Below are 17,364 nucleotides of genomic sequence, written 5' to 3'. Positions count from 1 at the left end.
ATGAAAAAGCTTCGCAGAATAAACGTACTGATGGCCATCATTTTACTATCGGCCTGTACCAAGTTAAAAGATACGCCATACACTACTATCATCTCCACTAAATTCAATCCTACAAAGGATGATATAGCGGCGCTCGTAGGCGCAGGATATTCGCAATGGCGGTTCATATTGCTGGACTGGAATGGTCTCTGGCGCGCACAGGAAGTAACCAGTGATCAGCTGGTGATTCCAAAACGCCCATGGGGATGGTTTGATGACGGCGTATACCAGCGTTTGCACAGGCATACCTGGACTACCGATGATGACGTGGTGAACCAAACCTGGTCGAGAACCTATGCAGGAATCACTAACTGCAACAGGATCATTTACCAGATTGAATCCGGCCTGATCCCTATCACTGATGAGAAGGACGCTACCCTGGCAGAGCTGAAAGTGCTCCGTGCATCGTATTATGCCATCCTGTGCGACTTCTACGGAAATGTACCTATTGTAACAAAGTTTGATCTGCCAACCGGATTTTTGCCTGAACAGAATACGCGCAAAGAGGTGTATGATTTTATTGTGAAAGATCTTACCGACAATATTCCTTTGCTCAGCAAAGAGAATACTGAGGCTACCTACGGTAAGTTCAACAAGTGGGCGGCTTTTACCCTGCTGGCAAAGATGTATCTCAATGCAGGCGTATACACCGGCACGCCGCAATGGGAAAAATGCATCAGTGCCTGCGACAGTGTAATGAATTCCGGGGCGGGGTATATCCTGGAACCTGCACAGAAGAATGTGTTTTTAACAGAGAACCAGGGCTCAAAGGAAATAGTACTGGCTATACCAATGGATGAAGACTATACCAATAACTGGAATGCGTTTGACCTGCACATGCAAACATTGCAGCAGGAGAACCAGGCCACCTACAATTTAAAGAATACTCCCTGGGGAGGTATCTGCGCTATTCCCCAGTTCATCAGCACCTATGATCCTGCTGATGCACGGTATCAGAACAACTGGATCAAAGGGCAGCAGTATACAGCTGCAGGCCAGATGTTATACGTGGCGCAGGGTGATTTTGCCGGTAAGCCGCTGAGTTTTGTAAATGAATTGCCAGGGTTGGAGAAAGGAGAATCGGTACATGGTTTCCGCCTTGGAAAATTTGAAATAAAGATGGGCTCCACAAACCGGCTGAGCAACGATTATCCTTTGTTCCGTTATGCCGAAGTGCTGATGATGAAAGCAGAGAGCCTGCTCCGGTTAGGTAAAGCCGATGAGGCCGCCGCCATAGTAACACAGGTCCGTCAACGTGATTTTGTTACTAACCCCTCCAGGGCAGTTGTAACCGGTGCACAGCTGAGAGGTGGCAGTACCTATCAATATGGTATGAAGGATGCCGTAAATAACAAGTTCAGTAATGAAGGCGGTGAAGATCTGCTTTACGGCCGGTTCCTGGATGAGCTGGGCTGGGAGTTTGACCAGGAAGGGCACCGCCGCACTGATATGATCAGGTTTGGCGCATTCACAAAAAAATCGTGGCTGTCGCATGCCGCTACCAATAATATTAACCGTACCCTTTTCCCAATACCCAGAACGGAGATACAAAAGAATAATAATTTAACGCAGAATCCCGGGTATTGAGTGTCCTGAATGAATGCTGTTATCAAATTAGTTCTTTGATCATAGATATTCAATGCTGGGTAAATGATGATGGCAGGCCCATCGGGGGCGGTTTTCAGGAGCAGCCCTCAAACCACCTTCAGCTGCTGCAATTAAGAGTTGTGGTAGTGAGCATGAAAGGAAAAGGCATATTAAATATGTCAGGTGTGTGTTAAGAAGACGAACACTGTGAACTGTCGATAGAGGCGTCGAAAGGGTAAGAAGATGTCAAAACCAATGTCCAGTACCGTCATTGGGACAAGCAGCAAAGTTACCTGATTACTGTTGCTGTGGCATCCGGCGTATAGACAGCGTGATCTTAACACAGGCGTTTACCGGGAACAGGAGAACCTGTCGCGGGCATGTTAAGAGAAAATATCAAGCTGCAAGGACAGCAAGATAGAAAGTATCGATGGCCTGCACAGGGGCAGAAGCCTTCGTAGTAGTAAAGAAGTTCCTGTAATGGGAATGGAGCGAAGGGAGGCTGTTATCAAGTTTTTTTTTCATGGAAGAAAACTGAGCTGGAGCTCAGGAGGTACTGAAATGAGCAAAACAAAATCGTTTAGTATAAGTCGCCGATTGGTGAGTTTAGCCTATTATCAGGTAAGATCGAACAAGGGAGCAGGTGGAGTAGACGGAATCAATCTGGAATCGTTCCATATAGGATACAGAGATCATCTGTACAAATTATGGAACCGAATGAGTTCAGGAAGCTACATGCCCCCACCGGTGAAACTGAAAGAGATACCGAAGAAAGGAGGTGGACTAAGACCTCTGGGTATACCCACGATATCGGACCGAATTGCCCAGACAGTAGTAAGAGGCTTATTAGAACCGGGGTTAGAGCAGATCTTTCATGATGATTCTTATGGTTACCGGCCTGGAAGGTCGGCACTACAAGCGTTGTCGCGTGCAAGAGAGCGGTGCTGGAATCAGAGTTGGGTAGTAGATGTTGATATCAAAGGTTACTTTGACAACATTCCGCACGACTTGTTGATGAAGGCTGTCAGACTACATTGTAAGATTCGCTGGATGCTGCTGTACATTGAAAGATGGTTGAAAGCACCGTTGCAGCAATCAGACGGAAGGATAGAGGAAAGAACTAAAGGAGTTCCCCAGGGTTCAGTTATTGGTCCTGTACTGGCAAATTTATAACTGCATTATAGTATGGACAAGTGGCTGGAAAAGTGCTACCCGCACTGTCCTTTTGAAAGATACGCAGACGATGCTATCATTCATTGTGGAAGTATGGTAGAAGCGGTAAACCTGAAAGCATCGTTAAGTGATCGACTGAAAACATGTGGGTTAGAACTGCATCCAGAGAAAACCCAGGTGGTCTACTGCAAGGATAGCAACAGGAGGCAACAAGGAGTAACGAAAATGTCTTTCGACTTCCCTGGCTACACCTTCAAACCACGATTGGCACGAAATAGTCAACGTGGAGTTTGGTTTACCAACTGGCTACCGGCAGTAAGCATTGGGTCGATGCGCTCGATGAATGAGAAGATGGGTAAATGGGAAGTGCTGAAACGAACGACGAATACATTGCAGGAAGTAGCGGCAGAGATCAATCCGGTATTAACCGGCTGGATTAATTACTACAGTAAATTTTACAAAGCAACACTTGTGAATTATATGCACATAGTCAATGTAAAACTTGCGCGCCGGGCAAGACGAAAATACAAGCACCTGAGAGCCAGTGAAATGAAAGCGATACGGTGGTTGCACGGAATATCCGTCCGACAGCCCACGCTCTTTGCCCACTGGGCACTCTTAGGATCGAAACCAACGATTTGATAACCGGAGCCGTGTAACGGGAGACTGTTACGCACGGTTCTAACAGAATCTCGGGCTGAGATGCCCGGGTTTACTTACTGAGACTGTTTTGGTTGTAGATGAATCACGGGGATGAGTATTCATCCCCGTTTTTTTTATTATTAAGTATATAATCCCAATCATTCTTCTTCCAAAAAATAAAATTTCCTCAAACACTAGGATGCTATCATAAAATATTTTAGTTTCATTCTTACAAATTTGCTTAAACGTGTAAGCAGATGGAACTGATCCACGGAAGAACAACGAAAAACGAAATGCTTAACCGACAGACCTATAGTTGATTTTATCATGAAATGCGGCACCATACAGTGTTGCCGGCTGTTTTAAATTTGAAAACCACATGAAAAAAAGTAATAACAGGCGTTTTTTCCTGAAAAACATGGCTGTTGCCTGCCTGGGAGCTACCACAGTGCCTGCTATAGCGCTCGCTGCAAAAGAAGAAGAGAAAGCTGCACCTGCACCGGAAGAAAAAAAGGCTGCCGGTGATCGTCGGTTTAATGAATCCTATACCGGTAAATATAATAACCGTATAGCCTTCCCCGTTGGGGGGATAGGCGCAGGTATGTTTTGCCTGGAGGGAACAGGCGCCATCTCGCATATGTCGGTACACCATAACCCCGAAATGTTCTATGAGCCCGCAATGTTTGCTGCCATCAGTATTAAAGGTGTTCCGAACGGAGCCAGGGTGCTGGAAGGAAGCGTGCCCAACTGGAAAAAATTCGGGCAACGGGATGCAGGGCTGGGCGGCACCGGTGGCGCTACCTGGGGCCTGCCGCGGTTCAACGAATCCACCTTTCATGCACGTTTCCCGTTTGCGGATATCCGTCTCCGTGATAATACACTGCCGCTGCAGGTGGCTATAAAAGGCTGGAGCCCTTTCACACCGGGCGATGAAGACCACGCCAGTATGCCCTTTGGCGGCCTGGAATACCAGTTTGTCAATACCGGGAATAAGCCGGAAGAATATATCTTCTCTTATCATGCCCGCAACTTTATGAAGCAGGGAGACAAGGGGAATGCCGTAACTGCTATGCCCCAGGGATTTGTTTTGTCGCAGGAAGCCTTACCGGATGCGCCGGAGAAAAAAGGGCAATTTGCCATCTTTACAGCCGAGCCTTCTACTATAGTGGATCATTGCTGGTTCCGCGGCGCCTGGTTCGATCCATTAACCATGGTATGGAATACAGTAAAAGCAGGGGAAACCCGCAGCACAGCACCGGTGGAAAAAGATGCGCCGGGTGGATCGTTGTACGTGCCTTTCCGTTTACAGCCAGGGGAAAAGAAAGTGATCCGTTTGATGATGACCTGGTATGTGCCCGACTCAAAGTTGCATATCGGCGACAGCCCTGGCGGCGCCGTTCCGGCTACAGGTAAATATTACAAGCCCTGGTACAGCAGCCGGTTTAAAGACGTTTCGGAAGCAGCGGCCTACTGGTTGGCGCACTATGATGAACTGCAACGGAAAACATCTCTCTTTACCAATACCTTTTATAAAAGCACCCTGCCACCGGAAGTGCTGGAAGCAGTGGCTGCGAATCTTACTATACTGAAATCAGCTACCGTGATGCGGCAATATGATGGCCGCTTCTGGTGCTGGGAAGGCTCGGGCGACAACTGGGGCAGCTGTCATGGTACCTGTACCCACGTATGGAACTATGCACAGGCGGTACCTCACCTGTTCCCTGCACTGGAAAGGAGCTTACGGTATACAGAGTTTCATGAGAACCAGAATACAGAAGGGCACCAGGGCTTCAGGGCTAATATTCCCATATCGCCGCTGGTGCATAATTTTCATTCAGCTGCCGACGGGCAATTGGGTGGTATCATGAAAATGTACCGCGACTGGCGCATCAGTGGAGATAACGATTGGTTAAAGGAAATGTTCCCGCTGGTGAAAGTGAGCATGGATTACTGTATCCGAACCTGGGACCCGAAAAGAAAAGGCATTGTGGAAGAACCGCATCATAATACCTATGATATTGAGTTCTGGGGCCCTACAGGCATGTGTACCAGTTTTTACCTGGGTGCGCTAACTGCATTTATGGAAATGGGCACTTCGCTCGGTGAAGATGTAAGCGCATACAAAACGCTGTATAGAAAGGGAAAGCAATACATCGAAACGGAATTGTACAACGGTGAATACTTTATCCAGCAAATAAAATGGACCGGCTTGCAGGCGCCCGACCCCGTGAAGGCACAGTCGTTCAGCACTCAATACTCACCGGAAGCGCTGGCGTTGCTGAAAAAGGAGGGGCCTAAATACCAGTATGGCGCGGGCTGCCTTTCTGATGGCGTACTGGGCTCCTGGATTGCACGGGTGTGCGGCTTGCCTGAACCCGTAGACACTGCGAAAACAAAAAGCCACTTGCTGGCTGTGCATAAATACAACCTGAAAAAGGACCTGCAGCAACATGAAAACCCGCAACGCTCCACCTACGCATTAGGACATGAAGGGGGACTGCTGCTTTGTTCCTGGCCCAAAGGAGGCATGCTGTCGCTTCCCTTTGTATACAGCAACGAAGTATGGACCGGTATTGAGTACCAGGTAGCTTCCCATTTGATGTTCCAGGGGGAAGTGGAAAAAGGGCTGGATATTGTGCGTACCTGCCGTCGGCGATATGATGGCACAGTGCGGAACCCGTTTAACGAATATGAATGCGGGCACTGGTACGCCCGTGCCATGTCGAGCTATGGATTGCTGCAAGGGCTTACCGGCGTGCGGTATGATGCAGTAGATAAGGTAATTCATATCGATTCAAAGATCGGTGATTTCAGCAGCTTCCTGGCTACAGATAAAGGCTTTGGTATTGTGAGCTGGAAGAATGGGACTCCTTCCCTTGCAGTAGTGTATGGTACTATTCCTGCGGAACACGCGATGGTGGCAGGGAAAAAGATATCGTTGCAACGGGCTGCTGTTTAAATAAAAAAAGATGAACTTTTACTGCCGCGTTATTTTTAGTATAATCGTTACCGTTAGCACTGCTGCCGCGCAGCAGCCCCAGGCAGATCCTCAATGGGTCAGGCCCAACCATGCTGCTGATCCGCCGGTGTGGGGTATCCGCAATGGTATTGTTGTTGGCCTGTGGCCGGCTGCCATTGAAGGCGCGCGGCCCGGCAATGACGGCGGCCCCAGGGGATTGCTCCGCATAGGCTATGAATGGAAAGGCATCATTTATCATCTCAACTATATTGCGATAGAACCGGTAGTGAATGGTAAAATGGAGTTCAGTGAAATATCACCTTCGCGGGTCGACGGCAAATGGGGCAAGCTGATGTGGACCGGTGAAACCAGTGAGCCCGGGCGCTTTTCCGCCACCGCCGGCACGCGAGGAGTGCTTTCCCATCCTGATCCGCAACACCCTGAATACACTACGCTGAGCCTGTATGTTTTCATGGAGGCATTTGAAAATGGCGCCCGGCCTTATCTCCGTTTAAGCATCAGTAGCAACCGGCCGGATGAATTATGCATAGAAACGTTTCATCTGCCGGGAGGCAGGCCAATGGAGCGTTGCGGCATTACAGCCACTATGGGAAACTATGCGCGGCTGAGAAAGCTGTACCTCAAAGATAAAACCGTATATGCGAAAACGTTATATGCCGGCTATGAAGGCACCGGCTTTACAGAAAAAGCGCCATACCCGTTGCAGCAGATGCTGCGCAATAAGAGCGGCGATTACCTGGTGATGGCCCAACCCGATGAATCGTTAAGGGAACTGGCTGCATGGCCGGAAGATGAACAACATGCTGCACGCTGGGGATGGAGGTACCGTCCTTTTTATACGCTTACCCAGTATTGGAGGAAAGAAGCCCGCGATGCCGACAGCTCGCTGCAGGTAAGGGTAAACGGACGGGCAAAGTACTGGAGTGGTGGAAGTGCTGATCCTAATGCGTATATTAATATACCCGGCGGTCCATCTTTCGAAAATTTTGAATTACGGGAAAGATATAACGCCGGGCAGAAAATATATTTTGGTCTTACCCGCAAACCTGTTACTGAACTGCTCGTGGAGTAACAGGTGCAGCACGTTTCAACGCATAGTAACCTACTACGGCAAAACAAACAAGGGGTACGACATATGCGAGCTGTACATTGCTGTAAAAGCTCACTGCTCCCAGTGCGAGCGGTATCAATGCTCCGCCTACTATAGACATTACAAGAAAAGCTGATCCTGATTTTGTTTCATTACCCAGGTCATGGATCGCCAGGGAAAATATGGTCGGGAACATGATGGACATAAAGAACTCCACTCCCAGCAAACAATAAACACCCGTTCTACCGCCAACGGCTACACTATAACATAATAGTAATACACAAGCCACGCTATAGAGGAACAACAGTTGCTTTGGCGCTATTTTCCGCATGAACCATGTACCCGCATAGCGCCCGGTCATAAAGCAAAGCAGCAGCAGGCCCAGGTAAGTGGTAGCTTCCTTCTCCTTCATATGACCGCTGTAACCGGCATAACGGATAAAGAAACTGGAGATGCATACCTGTGCGCCTACATATGCAAATTGCGCTATCACTCCCCAGCGGAAATGAACATGCCTGAATACACGAAGGTTGATCATCTGCCCGTTGTTGTGCTCTTCCTGTATTTTTGGGAATGAAACTATCCTGAAAAGCAACGCGGTAAGCAGTAATACACCTGCAATTACAAGATAAGGTACCTGCACGGAACGGGCTTCTGTGAGCAGGTATTGATTCAGCGCTTCGGGCAACATACTATTGCTTTCTGCTGCCGTTAACTCTTTGCCGGAAAGGATTACCTTGCTTAGGAAAAACGCTGCCACAAAGGCGCCCAGGCCGTTGAATGCCTGTGCAAAGTTGAGCCGTTGTACCGCTGTTTCCGGCGCTCCCATAATGGTGATATACGGATTGGCAGCAGTTTCCAGGAAGGTCATCCCGGCAGCTACAAGAAACAATGCAAAAAGAAAAAGCCCGAAGGAACGTAACTCTGCCGCAGGGAAGAATAGCATAGCGCCGGCTGCCGCAACAAGCAACCCCGTAATGATACCGGTTTTATAACTCCATTTGCGCATTACCCAGGCAGCCGGTAATGCAAAGAAGAAATAACTGATCCAGTAGGCAGCGTCAATGAAGGCCGACTGGAAATCGTTCAGCTGGCAGGCCTTGCGCAGATGCGGTATGAGCACAGGTATCAGGTTGCCGGTGAGCGCCCATAAAAAGAACAGGCTGATAATTAGTATGGAAGCGGTTTTCAGCTGCCGGGCAGCTGATGATGCAGGTACTTCCGGTTTAACGGCTACAGTGGAATTCATAAAGACTTTTTTTTATTACAGACGATAGGTCTGTATGTTATTGGTTAGCTGGCCTATATGATCTATGCTGATCTCTACCCGGTCGTTGTCCTTTAATGTGAAGCTGTTGTCGGGTACCAGGCAGGTACCGGTCATCAGGAAACAACCCTCAGGAAAAGCACAGCCGCGATACAGGAAATCCACCAGTTCCTGGTGACTCCGTTTCATCTGGCTGATGGGCACACTGTCGGAATACTGTTCTTCATTGTTCCTGTAAATAGCCATGCGTATAATGGTATCTGCCGGAATCGGCACATCAAGTACCATCAGGCAGGGGCCAAGCCCGGCGCATTTCTCGTATACTTTTGCCTGCGGCAGATACAATGGATTTTCTCCTTCTATACTGCGGGAGCTCATGTCGTTGCCTACAGTATAACCTTCAATGGTGCCTTTGCTGCTGATGAACAATGTAAGCTCCGGCTCCGGTACATCCCAGGACGAATCTGCCCGGATATACACTGTTTGCCCATGACCGGATACACGATGCGGCGTAGCTTTGAAGAACAGCTCCGGGCGTTCGGCTACATATACTTTGTCATAAAAAGTAGCGCCGCCGGAAACTTCAGACTCTTCCATGCGTGCGGTGCGGCTCCGGTAATAAGTAACTCCGGCGGCCCATACTTCCTGCGAACCGATGGGAGGCAACAGAGAGGTGGCGAGAATTTTTTCTGCTGCCGGTGTTTCAATAGGCTCCAGTCCTTTGAGATCTTCCAGCACGTGTTGATATAATCCTTCCCTGTTCACAAAATCGTTCCACCCGGCAATAACAGTGTAATATTTTCCCTGGGAGGCAATAAGCAAAGTAGTAGTGGTTTTATAAATACGGATGATATTCATAAGAGTTTATTTGTTGGTGAGAAAATGTTGTACGTCTTCCAGCGGCAGCTGCCAAAGCTGCATAGCCAGGGCTTGCAAGGCTTTACGGTCGCCTTCAAAATGCAGGGTGGTTTGCCGGTAACGGAGCGATTCTCCTGCTTTCAATGCCCGTGCATCAGAAGAGGATTCTACTTCGTAGAATGGTCCCATTTGTGTGCCATCGGCCAGCGGGCCGTCGTTGTAGCAATTCACCGCATCACCTTTGAAGGGTTCTTTCTGCAGCTCCCATTTGGAATTTACATAGCGTCCCTGTGGCACCACCTCATAAAGTAAAACGGTGAGCGTATTGTTTTCAAGATCAATACTACCGGCGCCTATTTTGGCTACAAGCGGGGAGAGGCCCAGCTTACCACGCGATTTACCGTCGGCGCGGAACAATAGAAGGCTGTCTTTCAACTGTAAGTTTTGCGGAGGGATCTTTCCGAAGTAATCATCCGTGATATGTTTGGTAGCGTCCGGGCCTGATCTGAAAGGTGCTACAATAGCGGTTTGATCGGAAGGTTTAAACATGCCGAGCAGCCATATGCTGAGCAACCCGTTTTCTTCCTGCCAGGCGCTATCGCCTTTATTAGTGATGGTATTATCTGTTTCATAGGCTACGCTGCGGATCCCTTCGGGTAATGGGAAACCAATACCTGAAACGATATCAGTATTGTTCAGCAGCCGGATGGTCCTGTTGATCTGTAATTGAAAAGTACTGCCTTTATAATTTTGAATGCTGCCCTGCTGCTGGTAGCTAATGCTGTTTTCTGACTGGGCGGTAACCGTATAATGCGCAGTATCAATGAGGCCGGGTGTTTGCCAGTTGGCAAAATCAAAAGGTTTTCCCGGTGGAAAGAAGAGGGCGTATTGTCCGCCTTCAGGCCCCAGCCAGAAACGTTCTTCACCGCCGAAAGCATTAATATGCGGCGCATATTGCTGTGATGCCACGAGATTATAGTTGATCCAGCCAAAGCTTTTCCCTTTATCACCACCGGTGGTGCTGGTCATAACGCGGGCCTGGTAATCGCCGGTCACTACTACCCGGCCACTGTCGCTGCTATTTTTTAATACTACTACATTCTTAAGGTGCTGTTGTAAGAAGGCTACATCTTCACCAAAATTTTCAGGCTTCATATCTTTTTGTTCTTTCGTTGGTCTGGCACCGTTACAGGCAAAAAGTCCTGCAGCAATACAACCGGAGAGAAGGATATTTTTCATAACGATGGCATTTTTTAGCGTGATAAAAACAAACTATAGTGATACTCCTCTTTTCCAGGGAATGAAGTCGTCCTGCCCCAGTACCTGTGCTTTGGTCTGATAGTGGCCGCTGGCGGTAGCTATCACCAGCTCCATGATGCGGTTGGTCACTTCCTGTATGGTTTCCTCCCCGCTTATAATGGTACCGGTATCCAGGTCAATGATATCATGCATTTTTCGGGCAAGGGTAGTGTTGGTAGATAGTTTAAGGACTGGTGTGACGGGGTTGCCGGTAGGCGTACCAAGACCGGTAGTAAACAATACCAGGTTAGCGCCGGCACCTACTTCTGCGGTAGTGGACTCCACATCGCTGCCTGGTGTGCACAGCAGGGCAAGGCCCGGGCGCTGTACCCATCCGGGATAGTCTATTACATCTGTTACAGGAGAGGAGCCGCCTTTTTTGGCTGCCCCGGCCGATTTGATAGCGTCGGTGATCAGGCCGTCGCGGATATTACCGGCGGAAGGATTGGAGTCGAAACCCGATCCCACTGCTTCCGCCCTGCTGGCATAATCGCGCATCAGCTGTACATATCGTGCAGCCATATCCGTAGTCACGCAGCGGTCGCTCAGTTCCTGTTCCACACCGCACAGTTCGGGGAATTCTGATAGTATTACGGAGCCGCCCAGCGCCACCAGTATATCGGCCACTTTGCCAACAGCAGGATTAGCGGATATACCGGAGAAGCCATCGGAACCGCCGCATTCCATACCAATACATAGTTTGCTGAGGGGAGCCGGTTGCCGTTGCCATTGGTTAGCAAAGGTTAGTCCTTCAAATGTTTGCTGAAGCGCTTTGGTCATCAGTGTTTTTTCTGAACCTTCCTGTTGCTGTTCCAGGTAAATCACTGTTCTGTCGAACCCAGGTGATCTCTTTTCAATTTCTTCTCTGAGGATACTGATCTGTGCATTCTGGCATCCCAGGCTTAGCACCGTTGCGCCGGCCACGTTGGGGTGTGTAATATAACCTGCCAGCAGGCCGCAGAGAGTGCGGGCATCATCTTTTGTGCCGCCGCAGCCCATGGTATGTGTGAGCAGTTTGATGCCGTCAATATTTGGAAAGGTGCGGGTAGGGAGTGTAAGTGCAGCGGTGGGATTGTGAGATGTATTGCCCTGCCGGAAATCCTGCAGCAGTTGTTGCAGCATGGCTTCATACGGTGAAGGTGCCCGGTAGCCCAGTTCCTTTACCAGCATTTCATGCAGCAGTTGTACGTTACGGTTTTCGCAGAACACCAGGGGAATAATGACCCAGTAGTTACCGGTGCCTACCCGCCCGTCTTTGCGATGATAGCCCATGAAGGTGCGGTTTTTCCAGGGAGATATATCCGGTGGCGTCCATTCAGCATGCCGTTCCCCGCTCACGCTGAACTGCCCGGAAGCATGGCGTATATTGCCGGTGGTGATAAGTTCCCCGGCGGGAATATCTTCATTGGCCAGTCCTACCAGTACGCCGTACATAATCACGGGTTTATCTTTCGGAATAAGGCGTACCGCTATTTTATGTTTGGCGGCAATATCACGTATAGCCGTTACCGTTTGTTGCCCATTGGTCACCGCGGTACCGGCGGCAATATTTTGCAGCGCTACCCAAACGTTATCTCCCGGATGGATCTGTAAGATGCTTTGTTTCATTATTGTTTAAATAAAATGAGTTTACACCAGGGCTCTGTCCAGATGTACATAGCCGCCATCCACGTGAATAAGTTGCCCGGTGGTATGGCTTGATTTCGCCGACAGGAGGAAGGCGGTCATCTGGGCAATTTCTTCCGGGGTGGTCATGCGTTTCTCAAGTGGAATGCGTTCCAGGATGCTGGCCAGTTTCGCTTCCTTATCGGGGAAGGTGTTGATCCAGCTTTCGTATAAAGGCGTCCATGATTCCGCTACCACAATAGCATTTACACGGATGCTGAAAGGGAGCAGTTCCACCGCCCATTCCCTGGTAAGCGCATTGCGGCCGCCATTGGCTGCCGCATAGGCGGAAGTATTACCCTGCCCCGTTTCCGCGGTTTTGGAGGTAATATTTACAATAGGTCCTTTGGATGTTTTAAGATAGGGAAGCGCATGATGCGCTACCAGGTAATAATGTACCAGGTTACGATGCAGCGATTGTATAAATGCCTCGTAGCTACCTTTCTCCAGTCCAACGCCATCATTGATACCGGCATTGTTCACAAGTCCGTCTATACGCCCGAATTCCGCTGCTATGGTGGCCACGGCTTTTCCACATGCCTGCGGATCGGTAAGTTCGGCTGTCACCTGTGCGCCTTTGCCACCGGCCTGCTGTATGTGTTCCAGGTGCCGGAGGTTATCTGCTTCGCTTCTGCCAACAATAACGGGAATGGCGCCTTCCTGTGCCAGTACGGCGCTGATGGCGGCGCCAATGCCTTTAGCGCCGCCGGTTACGATGATGATCTTATCTTTTAAACCCAGGTCCATATGTAATATTTAGAGGGGATTTTTTGAAATATCGCCATTCACCTGCCGCCATATCTTCATGGGATTTTCATCCTGTAATTCCGGTGGAAGCAGATAGGAGGGGAAGTCCTGGTAACATACGGGGCGGCAGAAGCGGTAAATGGCGGCAGTACCTACTGAGGTGCCGGCCGCCGGGGTTGTAGCTGGCCAGGGGCCTCCATGTACCATCGCATGACTAACGGCTACGCCTGTAGGAAAACCATTGATGATGATCCTGCCGGCTTTTTCCCGGAGTATATCAATCAAGGCAGCGTGTTCTTTCAGTTCCTCTTCTGTGCCATGGATAGTGGCGGTGAGCTGCCCTTCAAGGCGCTGTGCCACGGTATATATTTCTTCTATGCTGCCCGCATGAATGTGCAGGGAAGAAGGGCCAAATACCTCATGGCAGAGAGCTGGGTTTTCCAGGGCCTGTGCAGCTGTTACCTGTAATAAACTTGGGGTGGCTTGTTGTGGCGCAGTGCCTGCTTCTCCGAGTATTTGCACGCCCTGCGCACGTAATGCGGCAATGCCATTATGATAGGCTTCCAGTATACCGGGGGTGAGCATGTAGCCGTTGGGCAATGTGCTGATACCCTGCCGGAGTGCATCTATAAAAGCATCGGTGGGGTTGCCTGCCGTGGTAATGAATAACCCGGGGTTGGTACAGAACTGCCCGGTGCCCAGGGTAACCGACTGAAGGAACTGGGTAGCCAGCGCCGGTCCCTTCTCCCGTAAAATACCCGGAAGAAAGAATACGGGGTTTACACTGCCCATTTCTGCATAAACGGGAATAGGAACTGGTCTTCGTGTAGCCGTTTCATATAGTGCCTTACCACCTTTAAAGGAGCCGGTAAAGGCAATGGCTGATACCAGCGGATGCGCGGCCAGGTACTGCCCCGTTTCATGGGAGATGCCGTGTACCAGCGAGAACACTCCATCGGGCATACCGGTGTGTAAAACAGCTTTACGTATAGCCGTGGCAGTTAAGTGGGAAGTATGCGGATGCGCCGGATGGGCTTTAAATACAACAGTGCAGCCGGCGGCCAGTGCAGCGGCAGTATCTCCGCCGGCTACGGAAAATGCCAGCGGAAAATTACTTGCACCAAAAATACCGGTAACGCCTATGGGAATCTGCATTTGCCGCAGGTCTGGCGTGGGCGTGGTGATCCGCGCATTTACCCAGGAGCCTTCCGTGATAGTGGCCGCGAATAGCCGGAGCTGCCCGGTGGTGCGGTCTCTTTCTCCCTGTAACCTCGGCAATGGGAGCCCGCTTTCCGCGGAGGCGGTGTTGATCAATTCATCTCCCAGGGAAATTATTTCTTCTGCAATAGCATGCAGGAAAGCGGCTCTTTGTTGTGGAGTTGTTTTTTTATAAACGTTAAAAGCCTGTGCGGCCAGGTGTAAAGCCGAATCAATTTCGCCGGTAGTAGCTTCCCTGAATTCCTGCGGCAGCCATTGCTGCTGCAGGGGCGCGAATGCCCGGAAGGTATGGTCGCCTTCACCGGAGAAATTATTGCCTATCATCTGCAATCCTGTCAATGATGTTCTGTTCATATTATTATGATTAGTTTACTTCCAGGTCGTTCATAGCCGGCAGTTTGGGGAATGGGGCATGTGGTTCGCGCTGGTACCAGTATACTACGCTGCTGATATCAGACTGTTGCGGAAGATAACGCCCGCCGCTTCGCCAGCCCAGGTCCTGTATAGTGATCTTCAGTTCTTTTTCAAAACGTATGGGGTCCATGATATGCCAGCGGTATAAGCCAAACCGTTGCTGTGATTTGTACAGGCCATCGGGGCGTATTACCTGCGCCAGCCCTGAGTACGGCGTGCAGAATTCCTGGTACCGCCCTTTGTTATCGAAGTTATAGGAGCCGCAGAAATAATCTTCTGTACCGGTGCCGCAAATGGTAGGATATTGTTTATCGCCATCCATAAAGAATTTTATTTCTCCTTCGCCCCACCAGCCGTTGTTGTTAACGCCCCAGGCAATGTAGGTGCCCACGTACTGGCCTTTTCCTTTTACGCCGTCGATCATGGTAAAGCTGGCGTCTTTCACAGGATTGTTGCGGCGGAACTGTGCATGGAAGTAGCCCGCATCTTCCGGTACGTTGGTAAGTGTATAATCTACCTGGTAGTACAGCGTCATTCTTTCTGTATTGATATTTTCCATGGTGATGCGGCATTTCTTCCGGAAAGGCATAGCCCAGTAGCAGTTAAAGGCGCTGCCCGGGTTTACGCATACCGCCAGTGAGTTGAGCGGTGCATATTCGCCCCAGCCCATGCCAAAGAAATCGCCTACCGGCACTTCTACGGATGGAGTGGTTTCATCGTCCCAGTAAAAACGGATAATGGAATAGCGCCAGTTGCCGGTGGGAGTCATCCATATATGCTGGATGGCGCCAGGCCCGGTTATTTCAGCGAGGGTAACGGTTTTTCCCGGTTCAATATGAATATAGGGATTTACTTTCCATCCCTGTCCCAGTTCCCTGGCGGCGCCGCGGGCATTGCCCTGTTCCAGGGTGGCCATGCCGCCTTTACCAGGTTCGCCGGTAAAGTTTTCCGGGCTGATAGAACGGGTTTTTGCATCAGATAAACGGTACAGATTTCCCATGTTCATTTCCAGGCCGTTAAAGGGTTGCTGGGCGCTGGCAGTGGTCCATGTGAAGAGCGCAAACAAAGAAAGGCGCAATAGTTTTTTCATCATACGTGAATATTAAATGATTAGGTTTACGGGTTTTGCTGAATATTGCTTTATCGTTTAAGCAAAATGATATATTTTAAAGGATCATTTTCATACGTGTTTTAAAGATCACCGGCTTCCGCAGGATTTCCTTACTACCAGCGTGGTATCAATACTAATGGCCGTAGTGGCGGAAGTATCATCTGCAATCTGCTCCAGCAACACACGTACTGCTGCTTTTCCTATTTCAAGGATCGGCTGCCTTACAAATGTTACAGGCGCATAAAACAGGTCCAGCGCTTCTCCTTCGTCAAATGTGATCACTGCCAGTTCATCCGGTATGCGTATGCCAAGTGTGTTAATATATTTCAGTCCCTCTATGGCCAGGCTGTTGGTGGCAAAAAAAATGGCATCTGCCGGCTGTTTTCCTTTCAGCAGCTGGTCAATAGCCAGCTGTATATCTTCTTTCAGATGCGAGTATCTTGCTTTCTTCAGCCAACTGTTGCCGGCCTTTATTTTATGTTGTTGTAATGCATCCTGGTAACCGCCAATCCGCTCGCTGATATGATGCAGGGTGGTTTTATACGCCACCATGCCAATCCGTTTCCTGCCGGCCTTAATAAGATGCGATACGGCGCCAGCTGCGGATTCCCGGTTGTTGACCGCAATATAGCTGGCTGCAATGCCGGGAAAGAACCGGTCGATCAGCACAAACGGGATCTTCTGTTCCTTCAGTTGCTGCAGCTGCTGCTCAGATCCTTCAGTAGGTGTGATGATCAGGCCATCGACCTGGCGGTTTACCAGCACATTGATCAGGTCCTGCGACTTATCCACGTTTTCATCCGAACTGCCAAAGATCACGTTGTAATTATTTTTTTTGGCTTCGTCTTCAATGGTACGTGCAATATTGGCAAAGAAAGGATTGGAAATATCCGCCACGATCAGGCCAATAGTGAACGACCTGCCGCTTTTCAGGCTGCGGGCAATGTGATTGGGCTGGTAATTCAGCTTCCGCGCAATTTCGCGGATCTTTTTTGCCATGCCTTCCCCCACACGGGCTTTCTTATCCTTGTTGGTCAGCACATAAGATACCAGCGCAGTGGATACACCTGCTTCGGTAGCGATATCTTTCAGCGAGACTTTCTTCATCTTTTAAAAATATGCTTAAACGTTTAAGTTTGCAAGTTTTTGAGGGAATTTTTTTTTGAGGGAAGTACTTCTTCCTTATTTTTTATAAAAGGAAAGTGGGGGATGGAAGACGGATGCTACCCCGCCTGGCATTTGTAATTTTAGTGGCAATGGTCTACTTTTAAGGG

At 49.4% G+C, this 17,364-nt stretch carries 13 protein-coding genes and 1 pseudogene; 5 read left to right on the top strand and 9 right to left on the bottom strand.

Annotated elements, in window-relative coordinates; genetic code table 11:
• On the top strand, positions 1-1,626 hold the full coding sequence (locus FN124_RS00505) for a RagB/SusD family nutrient uptake outer membrane protein (protein WP_142682840.1): 1,626 nt from the start codon (positions 1-3) through the stop codon (positions 1,624-1,626).
• A gap of 396 nt (positions 1,627-2,022) precedes the next feature.
• Here FN124_RS00505 and FN124_RS31305 read toward each other — a convergent pair whose 3' ends face one another.
• Positions 2,023-2,151 (bottom strand): hypothetical protein, encoded by a 129-nt coding sequence (locus tag FN124_RS31305; RefSeq protein WP_260607288.1) that lies wholly within the window; start codon positions 2,149-2,151, stop codon positions 2,023-2,025.
• On the opposite strand from FN124_RS31305, the pseudogene ltrA reads away from it, so the two are divergent.
• The 4 genes and pseudogenes from ltrA to FN124_RS00490 form a co-directional block, all read left to right on the top strand.
• A pseudogene (ltrA, locus tag FN124_RS31300) lies at positions 2,107-3,042 on the top strand (group II intron reverse transcriptase/maturase); the annotation flags it as partial. The gene FN124_RS31305 and the pseudogene ltrA sit on opposite strands and share 45 nt — an antisense overlap.
• A complete protein-coding gene (locus FN124_RS31295) occupies positions 3,025-3,441 on the top strand; it encodes a group II intron maturase-specific domain-containing protein (protein WP_312847225.1) in 417 nt (138 codons plus the stop codon). The pseudogene ltrA and the gene FN124_RS31295, both read left to right, overlap by 18 nt.
• 379 nt (positions 3,442-3,820) lie before the next feature.
• Positions 3,821-6,400: a GH116 family glycosyl hydrolase gene (locus FN124_RS00495; RefSeq protein WP_142682839.1), complete on the top strand. Its 2,580-nt coding sequence runs from the start codon at positions 3,821-3,823 to the stop codon at positions 6,398-6,400.
• Between the two features lie 10 nt (positions 6,401-6,410).
• Complete coding sequence (locus FN124_RS00490; protein ID WP_142682838.1) at positions 6,411-7,493, top strand: hypothetical protein; 1,083 nt, start codon at positions 6,411-6,413, stop codon at positions 7,491-7,493.
• Here the strand turns inward: FN124_RS00490 and fucP are convergent.
• The 8 genes from fucP to FN124_RS00450 form a co-directional block, all read right to left on the bottom strand.
• Positions 7,471-8,760, bottom strand: a complete 1,290-nt coding sequence (fucP, locus tag FN124_RS00485) for an L-fucose:H+ symporter permease (protein WP_142682837.1) — start codon at positions 8,758-8,760, stop codon at positions 7,471-7,473. The genes FN124_RS00490 and fucP overlap by 23 nt on opposite strands.
• Before the next feature lie 15 nt (positions 8,761-8,775).
• Positions 8,776-9,636, bottom strand: a complete 861-nt coding sequence (locus tag FN124_RS00480; RefSeq protein ID WP_260607286.1) for a fumarylacetoacetate hydrolase family protein — start codon at positions 9,634-9,636, stop codon at positions 8,776-8,778.
• A 6-nt stretch (positions 9,637-9,642) separates the two neighbouring features.
• Positions 9,643-10,875 carry a DUF6786 family protein gene (locus FN124_RS00475; protein WP_142682836.1) on the bottom strand — a complete coding sequence of 411 codons (1,233 nt, stop codon included), beginning with the start codon at positions 10,873-10,875 and terminating at the stop codon, positions 9,643-9,645.
• Between the two features lie 33 nt (positions 10,876-10,908).
• Positions 10,909-12,543: a UxaA family hydrolase gene (locus tag FN124_RS00470; protein ID WP_142682835.1), complete on the bottom strand. Its 1,635-nt coding sequence runs from the start codon at positions 12,541-12,543 to the stop codon at positions 10,909-10,911.
• Between the two features lie 21 nt (positions 12,544-12,564).
• A complete protein-coding gene (locus tag FN124_RS00465; RefSeq protein ID WP_142682834.1) occupies positions 12,565-13,347 on the bottom strand; it encodes an L-fucose dehydrogenase in 783 nt (260 codons plus the stop codon).
• 9 nt (positions 13,348-13,356) lie between these two features.
• Entirely contained in the window at positions 13,357-14,919 is a 1,563-nt protein-coding gene (locus tag FN124_RS00460; protein WP_142682833.1) for an aldehyde dehydrogenase (NADP(+)), read from the bottom strand.
• Between the two features lie 10 nt (positions 14,920-14,929).
• Positions 14,930-16,069, bottom strand: coding sequence for a glycoside hydrolase family 172 protein (locus FN124_RS00455; protein ID WP_142682832.1), 1,140 nt, complete (start codon positions 16,067-16,069; stop codon positions 14,930-14,932).
• Positions 16,070-16,177: 108 nt separating this feature from the next.
• Positions 16,178-17,197: a LacI family DNA-binding transcriptional regulator gene (locus tag FN124_RS00450; protein WP_142682831.1), complete on the bottom strand. Its 1,020-nt coding sequence runs from the start codon at positions 17,195-17,197 to the stop codon at positions 16,178-16,180.
• Between the last annotated feature and the right edge of the window lie 167 nt (positions 17,198-17,364).

This window comes from Chitinophaga polysaccharea, assembly GCF_902150045.1.
Lineage (GTDB): Bacteria > Bacteroidota > Bacteroidia > Chitinophagales > Chitinophagaceae > Chitinophaga > Chitinophaga polysaccharea_A.
This window is presented reverse-complemented; position numbering and strand designations above follow the sequence as displayed.